This window comes from Croceimicrobium sp. (assembly GCF_965228705.1).
Lineage (GTDB): Bacteria > Bacteroidota > Bacteroidia > Flavobacteriales > Schleiferiaceae > Croceimicrobium.
This window is the reverse complement of the sequence record NZ_OZ245832.1, coordinates 2,449,906-2,467,971: the sequence shown is the minus strand read 5'-3', so window position 1 is coordinate 2,467,971 and position 18,066 is coordinate 2,449,906. Positions and strand designations below refer to the sequence as shown.

At 41.7% G+C, this 18,066-nt stretch carries 7 protein-coding genes; 2 read left to right on the top strand and 5 right to left on the bottom strand.

The window, feature by feature from the left end; translation table 11 throughout:
- Positions 1-11: 11 nt before the first annotated feature.
- Positions 12-590, bottom strand: coding sequence for an ankyrin repeat domain-containing protein (locus tag ACO05P_RS11175; RefSeq protein ID WP_421750905.1), 579 nt, complete (start codon positions 588-590; stop codon positions 12-14).
- 214 nt (positions 591-804) lie between these two features.
- On the opposite strand from ACO05P_RS11175, the gene ACO05P_RS11170 reads away from it, so the two are divergent.
- Positions 805-2,880, top strand: coding sequence for a helix-turn-helix domain-containing protein (locus tag ACO05P_RS11170; RefSeq protein ID WP_421750903.1), 2,076 nt, complete (start codon positions 805-807; stop codon positions 2,878-2,880).
- Between the two features lie 7 nt (positions 2,881-2,887).
- Here the strand turns inward: ACO05P_RS11170 and ACO05P_RS11165 are convergent, their stop codons facing one another.
- The 4 genes from ACO05P_RS11165 to ACO05P_RS11150 all read right to left on the bottom strand — a co-directional run bounded on the left by ACO05P_RS11165 (position 2,888) and on the right by ACO05P_RS11150 (position 15,781).
- Entirely contained in the window at positions 2,888-3,016 is a 129-nt protein-coding gene (locus tag ACO05P_RS11165) for a DUF6984 family protein (protein WP_421750901.1), read from the bottom strand.
- An 87-nt stretch (positions 3,017-3,103) separates the two neighbouring features.
- Positions 3,104-3,445, bottom strand: coding sequence for a hypothetical protein (locus ACO05P_RS11160; RefSeq protein WP_421750899.1), 342 nt, complete (start codon positions 3,443-3,445; stop codon positions 3,104-3,106).
- A 2-nt stretch (positions 3,446-3,447) separates the two neighbouring features.
- Positions 3,448-14,169 carry a SpvB/TcaC N-terminal domain-containing protein gene (locus ACO05P_RS11155; RefSeq protein ID WP_421750896.1) on the bottom strand — a complete coding sequence of 3,574 codons (10,722 nt, stop codon included), beginning with the start codon at positions 14,167-14,169 and terminating at the stop codon, positions 3,448-3,450.
- Positions 14,170-14,188: 19 nt separating this feature from the next.
- Positions 14,189-15,781 carry a hypothetical protein gene (locus tag ACO05P_RS11150; RefSeq protein WP_421750894.1) on the bottom strand — a complete coding sequence of 531 codons (1,593 nt, stop codon included), beginning with the start codon at positions 15,779-15,781 and terminating at the stop codon, positions 14,189-14,191.
- A gap of 514 nt (positions 15,782-16,295) precedes the next feature.
- Here ACO05P_RS11150 and ACO05P_RS11145 point away from each other — a divergent pair.
- On the top strand, positions 16,296-17,789 hold the full coding sequence (locus tag ACO05P_RS11145; protein WP_421750892.1) for a hypothetical protein: 1,494 nt from the start codon (positions 16,296-16,298) through the stop codon (positions 17,787-17,789).
- The last annotated feature ends 277 nt before the right edge of the window (positions 17,790-18,066 follow it).

Genomic DNA, 18,066 nt, shown 5'->3' with positions numbered 1-18,066 from the left:
AGTTTTCGAGATTATTCTAACATCAGGGCGATTACGGGGCGCGCTTTTTCGAGGGCCACCATATCTAATTGTAAACCCATGGGGCTTAATTGTTCCTGCATCATTTGGTAAACAGGTTTCATGGCTTCGAAATCGGCCAAAACAATTTCGCGGGGAGTTGCGCCGTAGGTATTGCGCAGGTTTTTGTCGGCCTTAGCATCGATTAGCATTTGAACGATTTCTACCCGACCGAAAAAGGCAGCGCTATGCAATGCACTCGATCCATCATTGTTTTGAAGGCTGAGGTCTGAGCCACCATCAATCAGGGCCTGGGCGATTTCGCGCTTGTCGAAAGTAGCGGCTGTAATTAATGGAGTAGATCCGGTAAAAGCATCCTTTTGATTGAGGTCGGTGCCAGCGGCAATATGTTGCTTTACGGCGACCAAATTTCCACTAATAACGGCAGTGGCAATATCCATTTCGGGGGCCTCAATTTTTACTTCGCTGGATTCCGAATTTTGATTTTGACAAGCGATGCTAAGGCTGAAAATAAGCATCAGACTAAGGCTTTTTAAAAGGTTTTTTCTTTGGAAGAAGTTAAGTGCGTTCATCTCTAAATTTTGTTTTGTGAATTTGATGCTTCAAAGGTGTGGCCCTTGCCAGGCTTGGGCTATAGCCTATGCTTCGCTTTGTGTAAACTTTGCCGCGGCTTTGAAAAGAATGACGCATCTCTATAAATTATGACGCAAAAGCTCTTTTGAGTCCTAATTTTTAAGCAGAAATGCGGGCCTAATTTTTTCTACTTTCGAAAGGCGAAAAAGGAGCATGGAAGACCGCCAAAATAGTCCCAGTGATTTCATTAAACAGGCCGAGGAAATTCTTTTAGAGAATTTAAGTTCGGAGACTTTTGGGGTTTCGGAATTAGCGGAGGTCATGCACATGAGTCGCTCCAATCTTTTGCGAAAGATTAAAAAGGATACGGAGCTTTCGGCCAGTCAGTTTATTCGCGCTTATCGCTTAAAGCAGGCCTTGCTCAAATTGGAAGGGGGAGCTTCCTCTGTTTCCGAAGTAGCCTATGAGGTGGGCTTTGGGAGTGTGAGCTATTTCGTTAAATGTTTTCGAGAACACTATGGGTATCCTCCCGGGAAATGGGAGCAGAATAAAATTTCGGAGTCGCAAGAGGAGCTAAAGACAGATGCGGCGAAAGCCGAAAAAAGACCAAAATCCAATGGACTCTATTATGCCTTGGCTGCGGTAGCTCTAATCCTGATTGCCTTTTTCTTCCTTTATCCTGATGCGGACCAAGAACCAGCTTTGGAGTCGGAAAAGTCGATCGTGGTTTTGCCTTTTAAAAATGAAAGCAGCGATTCGAGCAATTTGTATTTCGTGAATGGCTTGATGGAGTCGACCCTCAACAATTTGCAGAAGATTGAAGATTTGCGGGTGATCAGTCGTACCTCGGCCGAGAAGTTTCGCAGTACCGCTTTATCGATTCCCGAGATTGCAGATGAGCTGCAAGTGCGGTATTTGGTGGAAGGCAGTGGTCAAAAGGTGGGGGATAAGGTTTTGCTGCATATTCAGCTGATTGATGCCGCTCGCGATGAGCCTTTATGGGCCGCCGAATACCATCGGGAGCTCCAGGATATATTCGATTTGCAGCGGGAGGTGGCGGCCGAAATTGCGGATGCGATTCAGGTTTATGTTTCGGAGGAAGAGCGTGCGCGCATTGCCAAGCGGCCCACTCAGAGTTTAGCGGCCTACGATTATTATTTACAGGCTTTGGATCCCTTTTATGCGCGGACCCATGAGAGTTTGCAGCGGGCGATTGGCTTTTTTGAGAAGGCCATTGCCGAGGACGAAGAATTTGCTTTGGCTTATGCGGATTTGGCCTTGTCTTATTATTTCCTGGATCTCTTTCAGCGGGAAAAGCAGTACACCGATTTGATTAATCAATATTCGGATCAGGCACTATTGTACGATTCAAAATTGGATGTAAGCCTGATTGCCAAGGCTTGCTATTATTTGCAAGTGCAGGATTATCGCCTGGCCTTACCGCATTTGGAAAAGGCTTTGGATTACAATCCTAATTCGGCGGCGGCCATTCAAATGCTCTCGGATTTTTACGCTTATTATATTCCCAATAGCGCTAAATACGTGGAGTATGCCTTAAAGGGGATTCAGTTGGATGGGCAGGCTCAGGATTCTACCGCCAAGAGTTATCGCTATTTGCAATTGGCCAATGCCTTGGTGCAGGCGGGATTTTTTAGGGAGGCGGATGCTTATTTGGATCAGTCGCAAAGTTTATACCCGGCCAATCCATTTGTTCCGCATTTAAGGGTTTTTGTGGATTTGGTGCAGGATAAGGATTGGCAAAAGGCCGCCAATGCCCTTAGCCGCTTATACCGACGCGACACCAATGCCATGGATGTGCTGCAAGATCTGGCTAAACTGCATTATGTGCTGGAGGATAATGATAGTGCCTATTTCTATTTCTCCAAATTGGTGCGGCATCGCGAAGCGAATAATTTGGAACTCTATGCCTATGAAAATGCAAAGATCGCCTATGTGTATCGCGCCTTGGGCTATAGGGCTAAGGCTGATAGCTTATTCGCGGATTATGTAGCCTATTGTGAGGCCAATGATTCGAAGTATCAGAATGCACATCAAGCGATCCGTTATGCCTATGCTCAGGATTGGGAAAAGTCATTGGAGTATTTGGAGCAATTCGCACAAGAAGACCATATTCAGTATTGGTTCCTTTTATTGGAGTATGAGCCCTTGGTGAAGCCCATGAAAGAGAAAGCTGAATTCACCCGAGTCTTCCAGCAGATTAAGGATCGCTTTTGGGCGAATCATAGGAAGATGCGGGAGGATTTGGAAGGGAAAGGCTTATTGCGCTAAGGGAATGCTATCCATGTTTTTCAGGTAGTATAAGGAGGGGCTCGAAATTGGTTTTCCAAAGATCAAGTTCAAATAAACTTCCATCTTTATCCAGATATAAAGTGGCTATAACTTCGACTCCGTCTGCATCCTTCATTTATATGGATTTAATTATCCGAAAACATTAAGAAAAGGAGGCTTATAGCTAATAAAAAAGCCACCCCGAAGGATGGCTTTAATATCGTTAAAAGTAAAAGTAAACTCCTGTACCCCTATCAATTGCCTCATTAAAAAGGTTTGAAACATTTTGTATTAATTCATTATTGGCATCCAAGTCCACTCTTGAATTAAGGGCTTTTATTACCTCACTAAGATTTTCTTTTCCTGTCACAGAATCATCTTCGTAATCATCAATGTTCGTCTTCCCTTCTTTATTTATTAATTCAATTATTCCATTTTGGTACATAAAAAGAAACTCTTCTTCTGTTATTGACAATTCAATTAATTGCTCTTTAGTTGCTTCGTCAAAATCTAATGCCTTTTCAGCTGTTTTATCCTTTGGCACTATAATTATTCTTTGTCTCATTCCTAATCGATAATATTAAAATGTGTCGCTTGATTGTACTCACCTTGAGTCCTTCCTGAAGTCTTACCATTCACAACCTTATTATTAGGAATATTGCCGTCTAAATCTAAGTATTTTCGTTTACCAGTTAGATTAGTGTTTTCAATTCTAAAATAATTCCCTGCATCATCAACAACGACCTGAATTCCTGTTTCACTATTCTTATAAACAGTCTTACCTGTAGATGTTTTTACGCCTTTGGAACCTGGAGCAAATCGGTTAATTGTTTTCTTTAAACTTGCATTACCCCACTCACTTGAATATTGAGCAGCTCGACCAGCTCCCCCTTTAGTAGCACTTCTAGTTCCCCCTTTAGAGACTTTAGTAACCCTTGTTACCCTTGTTGCATAAGCGAGTACTGCAAACCCTATCAGTTCCATAGCTACTATTGACGAAAGCTCATAGGCAACCTCTTTGACACCCTGAGCATGTCGATCATTGTTCTCCCAAAAATTATTATTGACACTGATAAATGTACTAAACCTACTTCTTTTCCTCTCTTCCCAGGTATATCCGGCTTCTTTAGCGTCTTTAAATGCTGTGGGGCCAATAAACTGTCTAATTATTCTGTTTTCACCTTGTTGATAGACGTTAATAATGGTAATCCGTTCTTTGGTTGCATCACCGGCATAACACATGGAGTAGTCTTTAAACAGGATATAGGAGCCATCATAAGTTGTTTTGAGTGAATAAACATCCACGGGATTATTATCTCCTTCAGAGCCTAAAATTACTTTTGGTTCTTTACCTGGTCCATGATCCAACATACCCGTAGGATCATGTCGCATAATCGGATTGTTCTGAACATAGTTGTAAGGACTGATCCAAGAACGGTATGCCGCCATTGGATCGACAGAAGTGAATATCGAATATTTCGGACTATAGTAACGAGCTCCCATATAAACCAATGAAGGAATGCCATCATAAGTTTGTGCTGTAAACTGATAGGGGCTGCTGTAAGCGGCATTTCCTTGATGTTGATGAACAATGGGTTCACCGCTGGGGCTGTACCAGAAATATTCAAAAGGAGTACCGGACAGGTCGGTGAGGTATTCTACATTGCCTAAGCCATCGCCGTGGTACCAATAGATTTCCGGGAATAGATCACAGTCATATTCTCCCGCCTCCTCTGGAAAGGCGATACACAAACAGAATTCGTTCTGAAAATCACTAGCTGAGGCATTATAAGGTGGTTCGGAGTATTCACCTCCTTCTGTTCCCCAAGAACAGGCATCGCGATCAAAACTACCTAGATAGTATTCGGGTAAGCTGCTCAGGTCCATAGCGGTGAAGAAGGAGCTTTTACCGAAATCAGTGAACAAAGGCTCTAAGCCGGCACTGATCGCAATATTATTACTTACCAGTCCATTGTAGGGGACTAAATCGTTAGGGTTGTCCGGGTCAAAATCGTTAAAGTGTTTTCCATAAACCGGGCCAGAACCACCCCCTTCACCTGGGGTAGGAGGTTCATAGCCTTCTGGTAACCTGGGTTCGTTTAATACTCGAGAACTTACACGGTTTCCACCAATACCATAATAATGTTTGGATACTTTTACCACATTATCATAGGCTTGGAAGAGGTAATGAGGCCCGGCATGAACGATATAAGGGTCTAATTGGTATTCGGTGCCAACCGGTTCATTATTAACATAGACTGTCTCCAAAGCCAATTCCGCTTTCATGATGCGAATGCCATAAGGGTCATATACATTATGTTGAATCCCTGTTTTGGCATCGGAACCTCTCAGTCGCTGCTCTTCATCATAAAGATGGCTTAGCTCTTCCTGTTCATTTAGTTTGATTTTTGTCAAACTCCCATAGCCATTGTATTCAAAATCTCGGTATTCAACGGGATTTTTAGAAACATCAACGATGCTGGTCACCCCATTTTTAAGATTATTTGAATAACCGTAGTTCAAATTATAATCTGCGCTTGGATGCGGATCGCTGTTTTCATCTCTTAGGGTTTGAGTTTTAGAGGTGATTCTGCCGTTCAGGTCATAGCTCAAACTAAGATTGTAATTCCATTCCGCTCCAGCTGCCCCTTCCCAGAGTCCTTCAACTGTGCTTAATTGATTTAGATCATCATAATTGTAATTGAAATTATAAGCTCCTCCTAAGCTGTTATAAGGCAGATTAAGCGCGGGGCTGATATTTTCTATACTTGAAATATTTCCGGTAGCATCATAGTCGAAGCTCTTATCCAATAAGCCTATGGGACTAAAATTGCTGTTATTGGCGGAACTATTTAAAGTATAAACTTTTAAGGAACCGGTTTGAGCGTCGTAAGTGAAATTGGATTCAACTCCATTTCCGAAGTCTTTTTCTAAGGGTTGTCCAAATCCATCAAAAGCCTGGAACTCTAAATAATAGGATTCTGAATCCGTAATGAAATGATGATTGGTTTCAAGCTTTTCCAAATCCCCACCAGCAGCGTAGTGGTAAACCAGTTTTTCGCCATCTGGATAGCGCATGTGTCGAATCCGCCCCCAAGAATCATAAACATAATCCGTAGTGAGACTTTCTACACCTAATTGGGGAACGGCAATAGTTCTTTTCTCCCGGATAATTTGGCCATTTTCATTGTATCGGAATTGTTCTTGGAGTAGGTAATTACCAGAATGGCCCTGTTTTACATTTAAGATTCGGCCAATGGCATTTACGGTATTGCCCGGTTTTCCATAGGTGATCTCCAGGTCATTTAAAGCATCACTTTCGGGATAGAGTTTTTTAGACAATCGATTGTACTCGTATTCGTAATTGATGGTGAGGGAATTTCCCAAAACTCCATTTTCATCAATTTCTTGAAAAGTGGTTTGAGTCATATTGCCAGCCAAATCAAAACTCACTGAGGTCTTTCCTTTATCCGCATGTAATTCTTCTTTCACACGGCCCATTCGGTCATAGCTATAGCTGGTGCTAATGCCGGCCGGGTTGGTGCGGGAAAGTAATTGGCCAATAGGATCGTGGGAGTATTGGGTGACATTTTCATCCAAAATATCGCCCCGAACTAATTCTTGAACCTGACCGAAATAATCCAAGGAGATACGCTCAATTAATTCCGTGTGTCCATAAGTTGTAGACTCAATCGTTATAAAATCTTCTGATTCCACAGGATTGGCTACTAGATCATCCCAGAAGAATTTCTGTTGAGATTTTGTGTAGTAGCGAGTAGCGCTTACGATATAATCGGAAACAGAATAGGAAAGTGCATTTCGACCAAATTCATCGGTATAATTAATGCTTGCTGGCAATACACTAGCAAAATCACTTACCTCGATAGTTCGAAGTGTGGTTTCACTTGGGTTAGTATTTGTTGCCTCACTTAAATAGCTAAAGGCAAGATTTCCGAAATTATCAAAACCAATCGGACCACTTATACGTCGCCCTTTCACATTCTCCTGGGTACTCGGATTGTAAATGCTCACCTCTTGTTGACTCTGCATAGAACGACCTAAACCATCCGTCATAAGCGCGGTACGAACAATAGAACTGGAATTCCAAGCAGGCCCATTTAAACTTAAACGCGAGGCTGCAGTAAGTTGCAAGCTGGGATAGCTATTGGTGTTCTGAGCACCAAACTCCGAGGCATTGGCGGCTGTTCCTAAATATTGTTTAGCTATAGCCCAGGGTTTTTCGGTACTGGGGTCCACCGACCAATATTCAAAGGCAATGGTGTAAGGAGCATTGGGATCGGCTAATTCACGGGGGCCAAAAATTCGTAATGGTCGATAAAAGTCATCATAGTAGATTTCTGATTTTTGGCCATTTGGATCGATCAGCATTCGCAAAAGCCCGGTTTCCGTTTCAATCAACATTTTAGATGTTTCATCCCATGAACTCCCTGTAGTGGGAATAAATCGATCAATTCGTGTTTCAGGATATTGGCTAAACTGACTATCGTAGCTGATGTGAATTTCCTTGCTATCTCCTTGATGATTATCAGGTAAAATGATTTTATTGGTAAGACCTTGCGCGTTATAATAGGTTTCGCTATAACTGTAGACTCCGCCATCATTATCGATACCTACTTTTTTTGGTGCTAAATGATTTGAGCTTAGTTCCGGTACAATAGTTCTACGTAGTAATGAGGAGCTAGATACAGTGTCATTAGTAAACAAGCGATAGCGCAGTAATTGACCCACACGATTGGCTGCTTGAGAATGCGCATAATAGTCAAACTTAGCAATGAGGTCCACTTTATAATCGGGTACAAAACTGCGATCATAGATATTTCCATTTTCTCCAGTAGAGCTTAAGTTCCAGTTTTCCAGACCGGGGCCATCCATACCATTAATCACCGCGGTTCGCACATCCCCATATTTATTATAGGTGAATTCTACTTTGCGAGACTGAAATTTTGCAGTTTCTCCAATATCTGCGGGTTCCACATAGGTGAAGGTTTCCACTGAGTTCAATCTTGGGAATAGACAGGCCGTTTCGGAAACGGTATTCATAAAGAATTCTGAATTATCCAGATAGATCTCATTAAGACCATGGTCATCATCTATATGGGTCTGATTCCAGGCATGGAAATCATAGTCGAAGTTTTGCTTTTTAATTAGATGTGCTCGGGTAATAGCATTCGGATTATTAGGATCTACCTGACCGTAATGAGGGGAGGGTAAAGTTTCAGGTACCTCTTTAAGTAGAACCAGATCTATTGTTTCTAAGACCAAGTTTGCCTGATACTTAAACTGATTCCGAGCATTGGGAGTATTGGAGGTTGGTTCAGGGTACTGCTGAATGCTCAGGAATTGTTGCTTCGTATCGGCAGAAACGGCTGGAGCAATGTTGCCTTGACTGTTAGTCGCTAGATGACTGAAATCGGTGTTGGGAAGGTATTGATTGCTTAATACTCCAATCCGGCTGAAACCCAGAAACTCTCGGTCCCGGCGATCGTAGACCCCACCATCGTAGAGGTAGTAAAAGCTAATATTGTCCGCCCCATCTGATATCGGGCTACCAGAAGACTCGCTGTATTCTACGAAGCCATCATAAATATTTACCTGGAAGAGTGTCCATTGAGAGAAGGGCATGTCCCAATATACCTTGTCTTCTTCAGTAGTGGGATAAGTTTGGTAATCATTGATGTAGCGGTCGAAATAGCCATATTTATTACCCACTCTTTGGTAGTTTAAGCTAATTTCAGAGCCGGTAGGACTTTTAATCTTTTTGAGAAGGTTTGATTTTTTAACTGTACAGAGATAGACGTCCATTTCGTCTTGGGTATGCCAGTCGTTTTCATCAAGTGAAAGAAAGTCAGGAAATCCATCTCCGTTTACATCCTTAAATGTGAATTCTTGATTATTTCTAGCTAAGTATCCGACAGCATTTGTGCCAACAACAATCTTAGCAAGGGTTCCGGAAATTCCTACCACCACATTAAGAGCAGCTTGATAGGATAGCAGCTGATTTTGTATTTGTTTATTACCAGGAGTGCTATATTGAATTGGAGTGCTGGATATGTAGGTGCCCATATTTAAATAAATCAAATAGGCATTTCCAGACTCATCATAGCTTACTCGATCCGGCAAGCCATCTGCATTCATATCAATTAGCGTGCTTTCGGTCATTTGATTTTGGGTAAGTATACCTAGCGATATTCCGCCTTGCACTGGTACGTTAACACTCCCTATTTGACCGCCTATGCCTGCGCTTAAATTACCTCCTATTGATAAACCATCGACGTCTTCAATATTATCTATTGAAGGCCAATTGATTAGTGTTGCTTTGTTTAGTGCGGAACCGGTATTAAAAGTGAAGCGTGTGGTTCCAGAGCCATCATTTAATTTAGTTTGATCGACCCAATCTGTTAAGCCATCCCCATTTAAATCCAAGAGGCCTTCTTCAAATATGGATTCTCCGGTTAAGACATTTATTGAGCCTCCCACACCTGTTCCTGAGATCAATTGGATTCTAGAACTATAAGTACTGCCTACGATGGCCTCTCCGGTGGTACCCGCAGAATTTGAAATACCGGTAGTGCCAAACTTTCTTCTCAGAATGGTTACACCTTCTCCATAATTAGTTAAGGGTCTTCTGCCCCCCATTGCATCGGTACGTATGACTTCTAGCCGCTCAAGTGTTTCGTTTAAAAAGATTTCATCAGGGTAGGAGTCGCCATTGATATCGAAATAAGCAGATAATGCTCTATTACCTTTATCATTATCCCATTCATCAGTAGACATTGTCATTGAGCTTCCTACGCTGACATTTTCTGGGCCTACAGAGCCTCCAAAACTTATGGAAGTGTTGTAGGCTTTTAATCTTAAGCTAGGTGCGGGTTTGTCAGTGCTACTGCTAGCTTGATTGGAAATGCTGGTTTCGGTTTCCGTGGGAATTTCACCAATGGAGCCAAGACTGGTATTGGCTTTTAATATTCTGGCAATTGGGTTAAAAGGATGTACCCAAGCATCTTGACTGCTGCTTTCCAGAGTGCCAAAATCCGAGAAATAAGTGTCTTCTTCTAATTCTCCACGATAGGCCTTTAAGGGTTTATAGGGGTTTTGATCTAAATCTGGATTGATCTTAAAGGCGTTTATGGTGCTTTCCAAATTAGTGGTGTTGATGGATTGAAGCTCAGCATTCGTTATGGGATCTCCATTAGCATTTAAGCCCATATTCATCTGATCCGGATCGATCAAGGTATTGATGTCAGCCTTCCATCCAAACTGTCCCCAGCCCAGGTACTCAGGTCCATAATGAGTGCCGTTATCCTTATAGAAGACACTTAAATAGCTGGACATTGAAACAGGGTCGCAATCATAAGTATACAGATCTTCTTCCTCATTATAAGTGCTAATAAAATCAAAGAGACTAATCTTAAGATATTGTGCTATTAAAGGAGCGAGGACTGGATCATCGGTAATGGCTGAAATATACATTTCGTCATTATCGAATAGTGAGCGGGAGATACTGTAATCTGCATCACAGGAGCTAATAGCTGTATTGCTGCCACTGGCTAAGTTTAAATCATAGAATGTTATAGTATAAGGGCTAGTGCTTAGTTCAACCTTGTAGGTTTTAATTAAATCATGAATCGTCTTGATTTTTATTTTGAAGCTAACAGGATCAGTATGGCTAACTTGCGAGTAATAGCTAGAGGCTAAGCTTAGGTTAGCACTGGGTTCAAGTTTAATATCAGTTGAACTTGAACCCAGATAATTGGAAATATCAACTTTAGCGTTTAAAAGGGCAGTCCTTTCAAAGGGCTCATACTTTACAGTCGGATAAACCTTAGAGTCACCAGTGCCGGCAGGGTCATCAAGAAGAACAGGTCTCCAATTGATGGCTTTCCAATCTACATTAGAAGGTGAACTCACTGTAAAAGAAACATAGGCTTCATCATAGGAACTAAAGTCAAAGCCGCTCGCACTTTTAATAGCATTGTACTGCCCTAAGGAGAAGTTTGCCGGAGTAATAACATCTGTAGTCCCCGGCAAGACGGTATATTCAAATACATCATCAAAGGAATTTCCTGATAGCACGCCCTTGAAACGGATGCTAAAAGTAAGTGTATCACTATGCGCGGTGCTGATGCTGCAATTGGGAAAGGTTAAAAAAGCTTCAGTGTTCGGTACGAGTGGGCTAAAACTCAAATCACTTAGCAGAAAGCCTTGCTCAGCACTAATGCTGGTCCAATCCACTTGATCTGCATTCAATATCGAGCCGGTAGTATAATTGATGTCAGGATTCCAGCTAATTAAATCAAACTTTGTGTTGCTGTTGCCTGTGGCCCTAAATAGAATTAAGTCACCCTTAGCGACTGAGATATTATTTACCGGGTAATTCGCTGTGGAACCGGGTGAGATAGAATGGACTCCTTCAATGCGACTTTCACCGGTTGAGGTTTGGTGTTCAATGCTTACTTTAATCCCATCATTTGATTCAGAGTCTAGAGAAATGGAATTGCTAATACTAATAGTTCCGTCTTTCAAGGCTCTCCAAGACCGAACCACTTCAGTTTCTACCACTTCGTCATCATTGTAACTAGGTCGTGAAATAATGGCATTCTCGAAAATGGGGTTTGGGGTAGTGGAGCTACCGGTTTCATAGGTGATATTATGATCCTCGGGATTTATAGTACCAAATGATACTTTACCATTTTCAATAATATCCAAGATTCCATCACCATTTACATCGTTTGTATAGGTTGAGGTTTCAGCATTAACCCAGTTCCAATCATATTGAAGAAAACCACTGGTACCTCCACCATCAACTACTGCACCTACTCCTACTGAACTTGTTTTTGAAAGTGTATATTGGAAACGATTAAGGTCGGAATCCGTACTAGAGTTGATTGTTACTTTTTTACCTCCAAAATAGGGTGTTCCATTTATGGTTATTCTACCAGGATAATAGGCTAAGGCCGTTGCTCCAGCCTTTTGAATTATTAAGTCAGGAAGTCCATCTCCATTAATATCCTGATGTGAAACTCTTCCATAAGAATAGTCTCTACCGAAGCCTGTTGTTCCGTAGATTGAGTTAGAAAGAGTCCCATTGTCGGGAAGACCAACCCCTGCCAATCCTCCCAAGCTAAAGCCGCCGCTATAACTTGCGCCTAGAGGTGAGTATTCAAAACCGCTCCTTAGGTCGTCTGCGTACGGGACTTTGTCATCGTCGGAGGAGGCATTGTCATCAGATTTATCAATCGGCATTGATGTTACCTTTTGTACGCTTGAGGAGTATTCTAAATCATTCTGAAAATACTCCAAATCATACGTGTAGAATTCAGTTTCAGCTACATTCTCCGTGATAGAACTTAAAAGGATTTTACCGAAGTCTCCGCTGGTTTGTCCAAAAGTGTAATTACGAATTTCTTCTTCGTCACCACTGGTATTAATATCGGGGTCAAAAGCGACGCTAATGGATTCCAGAATTTTAAAAGTTCCTAATTTCTTAGTAGTGCGATAGGAAACTCTTGCATCGGCTCTAACTCCTGATTTGTAATTGAATTCAATAAGGTAAGGAGGGTCAATATTAGTACTGCCTTCAAAACCAGTATATCGAATTTGCTTAATTAATAATTCTTCAGCACCGTTTAATACGTCATTGGAGCCAGAGGCCACAAAATTCTCATATTCAAAGTCGATGTAGTTTCCCCATTTATCTTCAATACGCGCAATCTTCCAACTGATAAGGTTTCCTGAGCCATCGGTAATAGAGGTGTTGGCATCTAGGGTACTGCCATCTTTGGATCCGTAGTACATTTTGGTTTGATCGGCTGTGGTTACTACCCAGAAATATTCATCTGTAGCTGTGCCAAATCGCTTAATGGATTGCCAAGAAGAACGAGTTTTAGGGAAGAATTCAACTGTCCCTGTAGAACGATTGGCAAAATCGCCATTGGCATCGCGGCGGTTTCCTTTAAAACCACCTTCCATGCTAAGGCTTTCTCCGTCTAATGAATAAACTTCAGTTTCGAGATTGGCATCGAACCTTGGGGTTCCCCAGCGCGTATCTAATTCGATACTTGAAATGGGAACATTCCAACCGACCCCTAAAATTCCGGTTTTAGAATCACTATTGTAATTAAGTGCAATACTTGGCGCCAAGCCAGCACGGCCTGGAGGCATTTTAATGGGGAAGGCGGTTGTGGCGGATCCCTTTTGATTTATTGAAGGTGGAGCTATACTGCTTATTCCTTCAAATGGGTTTAGACTTCCCACTCCAGGAAGTGAGGTGGGTAAATTCATACTTCCTTCGGATGAGGCCGGTTGAGCTTTGGCTCCAGCAAAATACATACCTCCAACACTCAAGGGGGCTGACATTATGAGCCCTTCTTCGGCAGTATAAATGCTGTCGGCGGGAAAGGCTTGCCATGCTAAAGCTTCTTCATCGAAATAGAATAAGTTTAGGTTTTTGGCATCTGTCATTTTTGCTTCGGGAAGAACAAAATGAACTTTATCAGAAAGTTCGATGCTGTCCAGGTACACTGCTGATTCCCCTGACATAAAGTTCTTAAACCCTTGAGGGATGCTTGGGTATTCACCACTTCTCACCAATGCACCCAGACTTCTATTTTGGTTTTCTGATGAGCTAAAGACTAAGCCATGGTCTTTCAGGGGGCTATTTTGAATTAAACCTGAACTTTGCTCATTTGTCGCTTTGATTGAGAAGTTGCTGGCAATGAAATGTTCTTTGCTTAAATCATTAATTAGCAACTTATTTCTTCCATTTCTTAAAAGACTTGTGGGAAGGCTAAAACTATAACCAGCTTTAGTTTTAGTGGCCTGAACTTCAAGTAGCTGACTTAGGTTTAAATTCAAGCTGAGCGTGCTTGATTCATCAATGGCCTTTGCTTCAAATGTGATCTGGATATATTCTGCATCTAGCTTATCCGTATTAATGTCAAATTGCAGAAAGTCGTTGTAAGGAGCATTGATGGGGTCAAGGGTATTCAAGCCGCGAACAACCTTTTGATTTTCAGGTAAACTAAAGGCAGGAGCATCATTCAACTCCATAGCATTGCGCCCTGGCTTAGGTGCTTCAAGAGCCTTGTCCTCTTCAGGAGTATTGGCTACTTCCTCATTTAAAGGCATGGGTCCAATAAATGCCTTGCTATGAGGAACGGGGGTTTCAGCAATGAATGCTTTGTTTAGAATGAAATAACTAATGGTGGCATTACATTCCAGGCTTAAGAAAAGAAAGGCCAGGAATAAAGAGGCTATTCTAGTAATCATAGGAAGAAAGGTTAAGGTCTTAATTATTTACAGGTACCAGGCTGGAAAAAGTCTTGGAGTCTTGTTGCAGGCTTATTTTGAAAATACCGGATACTGCAGGGCTAGGTATTTGAACTTTAAGGTACTGGTCTGTTACATCAAAGCTTTGTCGATAGAGCTCGCGGCCATTCATGTCCGTCATGCTAATTATAGCCGTGGATTGACTTAGGTTTTGAGCTTCAAGAGTAATAGTGCTGTTTTTTAAAGCCGGTTTGGGATAAATGTCAACTTGGGAGATTGAGAGGCTAGAACTTGTATTTGGATCTTGATTCGATTGCGATTGGAGGGGCTCTGAATAAACCACTTCATTATTGCGACTCCCCACTAATAGGTAATTGCCATCCAGAAGCTGAATCTCATTGAGATTGAGATTTTCCATTGCGATGATAGAACCATTATCCAAGTTTATGATCTCAAATTGGTCGATAGAGTCTGGGTCAGCATTTAAGCTGAGGGTACCTAAGCTGTCCAGATTTTGAATATCGATTAATTCTGGGCAAGTATCTTTTTGGATAGGCTTAAAAAAGAAGTGTTGGTTATTTGGTAGATCGTAGATGGGGATGGAATACAATCTTGACGAATCAGCTGTTAATAGGGAAGGGAGATTGAGTTGAAAGCCAGTGGAAAGAAGAGAGATGGTATCATTCTGAAAGAATGGCCCTTTTACCTTCACTTTCAAATATTGAGCATTCGAATGCCACTCTTGAAGTTCAAATTTCCAATAGTAAATGGGATTGTCCGGAGTTTGGGATCCTTGACATTTGATGTACTTGCGATATTGTTTTTTTGCCTGGCTAAAGACAATAAAAGCTTGGTCTGAAATTCCCACATTTGGGAGTTGCCCAGCCTGAAGTATGCTGTCTAAACCGATAGTTAAGCTGTCATTTTGAGTGCTGCTTTGGCTTTGATAGAGCAATTCATCCATGGAGTGCCCAACAGCCAGGAAATCGTGGTTGTAAATCCGACTTACACTTTCATTCCAATACTTTCCACCATAGCCTTTTAAGAAGTACGAAAACTGCTGGTTTCCTCTAGCCAGAGGTACGGAGTGTTTGAATGCTAAATAGCTGGATACTAATCTGATCTCACTAGAGTCTAAAACTCGATCGTAAACAATCAGCTCAGCAAGGTCAAACATTTTGTCATTATTCAGTTTATAGGCCCCCTTAAAAGGAGCTTGAAAAATTTGACTGCGCTTATAGGCTGATACTGCTATAACTTTGCTCAATCCATCCGAAAAATCAATAGGTCTAAGGCGACCGCTAAGCATAACACCGTCGTTTCTGAGTTGAAAGCTTCCCAGTTGAGCAAATACATTAGGGTCTGTACCTAAGCTATCAGGATGGGCTACAATAAAAATGGTGTACTCACTATTAAGTTTCGCTAGCCGAGGTTCAAGAACAAAATTGGAGTCGAGGAGATCGATTGTCCAGCGATTGGCTATGATGGTAGTGCTGTCATTACCAGTGAGCCAAGATTGTTTACCGCTAATTAAGCCGGGGCCATTTTGGGCAATAAGGTTACTAATGGACAATAGACCTATTGCACCAATCAAGAGATTGCGAAAGCTCATAATTCAGGTTTGTTAATGGTGGTCAAACCTAGAAAAAAATAGAGCAGTAAATCAAGGGAAAAGATGTTAATTTTTTGAGAGGATGGAATTTAGGCTTGGATCGAATAAGGCTTGTATTAAAAGAAATGATCCTTTTTGCATAAGCTGGTATGGTTTAAAGGCCTTGTTTACCAAGGCTTAAGGATTTTTTGTCGGTTTCGGTTAATGGGGGGCTCCAATCTTGACTTGGTCAAAGAATTGGTTTAGAAAACTGTCAATTTTTCTGTTATTGACTAGTGGATTTGAGAAAAATTGAGAGCATTGGCCAAGGGGCTAAGTGAGTATTAAAGGTTAAGCTTACTAAACAAATCCAAATTCATACTTAGGATTCATCTAGTAATTTGATTTTAATAGTTTCGTTATTCATCGATAGCATAGGGGATTAAAAGTTCAAATCTTACCTAAATATTAGGATGGCTATCTCCTGCTTACATGACAAACTTATCTTTGAGCCTTTAAGCATAGCCAAACATCTTTGAAACCACGCATTCAAACCTTTTTTTTAGTCTTAACCGGCATTCTCTTTTTTGTCCTGTTTTTCATTCACTATAGCTTGTGGTATTTCGAGGAATTAAATTCCGATCATGCTATCCATATCCTGATGGCGGAACGATTCGACTGGGCTAAGGATTGGTATTATTGGGGGCAAAATCGGCTGGGTAGTTTTATTCCAATGCTGGGCTCAATACTCATTGCAATAGGGGTAGACTCCTTTACTGCCCTGGGTTTGGTGCAAGTGCTTCTATTAGGCTTAAGTGCATTTATGCTCTGGCGACTCAGTAATTTTAGTTATTGGTCTTTAGGCTTAAGTGCGGTTCTGCTTTTTCCCATTTATCCTTTTTGGATGCAGGACTCTTTGGGACACCCTTATCTGGCCCAGTTTTTCTTTCTATTGGCGAGTTTAAGCCTTTTCAATGCTCCAAGAATCTCTGATTCCTGGAAAGCATTTTTAGTGCCTTTTGTGGCTTTTCTAGCGATTTGGTCTTCCGAAATGTCCTTGGCCTTTTTTGTGGCTTTTGTTCTGGTGGAACATAAGGTCTTTTGGAAGCTCTTTTTAAAGAGATGGCACTTTTTACTATTGGGCTCTGGCTTGGGCTTGGTTTTACTATTAGCGGCAAAAAACCAGGCGGTTAAGATTAAGGACTATCAAACCTTTTTGGCCCCCTGGCCGAAGGTCTGGGAATCCTTTAGTCAGCAGATTCAAAGTCTTTGGGATTTATTTCTTTTTGAGGGTAATAAGCCCTTTAATAGCTATTTGCTTTATGCCTTGTTTTTAGTTCTGCTACTGAGCATAATCCGAAGATTTCGGAGCGGGCAGTCCTTTAGTTCCATTACAGTCATCTTTTTCTTAACTGCGGTTCTTTCCTTTGTTCTTATCCATCTCTCTAATTGGAATGCGGCTATGGGTATGCCTTTGCGCTACCATACAATGCCTTATTTCTTCATGGTTTCGGCTTTGATATTGGGGGCTAAAGACCAGTTTGGAAATGGTTGGGAGCAGTTTTTTATGGTGGCCTTAATCGCTATGCCCATATTGAATGCCTCGCTTCGCTTTAATCACGAATTTGAGACAGGAGCCCATGGCCGAATCCGACGCTCGGGAGCCGAAAATCTGATTGCTAAAGTCTTAGCCGAAGCACAGATTGATCACTTCACGGTAATTGGTTCCTATTGGAATACTCACTTACTGGATGCACTTTCCCCTAATGTTTTGGCTATAACTCGTGAGGGTGATCACATGCGTGATGGCCGGATGATGGAAGAAGCCTTGGAAGCAGAATATTTCCTGATTATCGCCAATGATTGGCTGGATCATTTCCCAAAGCAATTAGAAGAACGAGGGCTACTTTTACGCAAGCAAGAATTGGAAGGGAATAGCCGCGAGGTGCGCTATGCTTTGTACCGCAAAATACCAGAAAATAAACTTGCACCAGCTATGGAGTCCATGGCTCCACAGGCTGGTCTTTAGTAGGCAGTACCCTAAACGGGTCGCAGACTTTCCATAGAAATAATCTCAGTGATATTTGGTTCTGAAACAGGAATCAGAACCTTGGCTTAAGATGCTTTTCACATCTTCGAGCTATTGATCTGTAGACTATGACTAACAAATCCTATTTCATCCTAGTAATTCTAAGCCTTTTAATCTGCTTCCTTTCTTTTTTGCTACTTCATCAAAAGGCCGAAACTCCCGCATTGCCCATTCAATTGCATTGTTCGGAGCTGGGCGCTTCTTGTTATGGACCTTC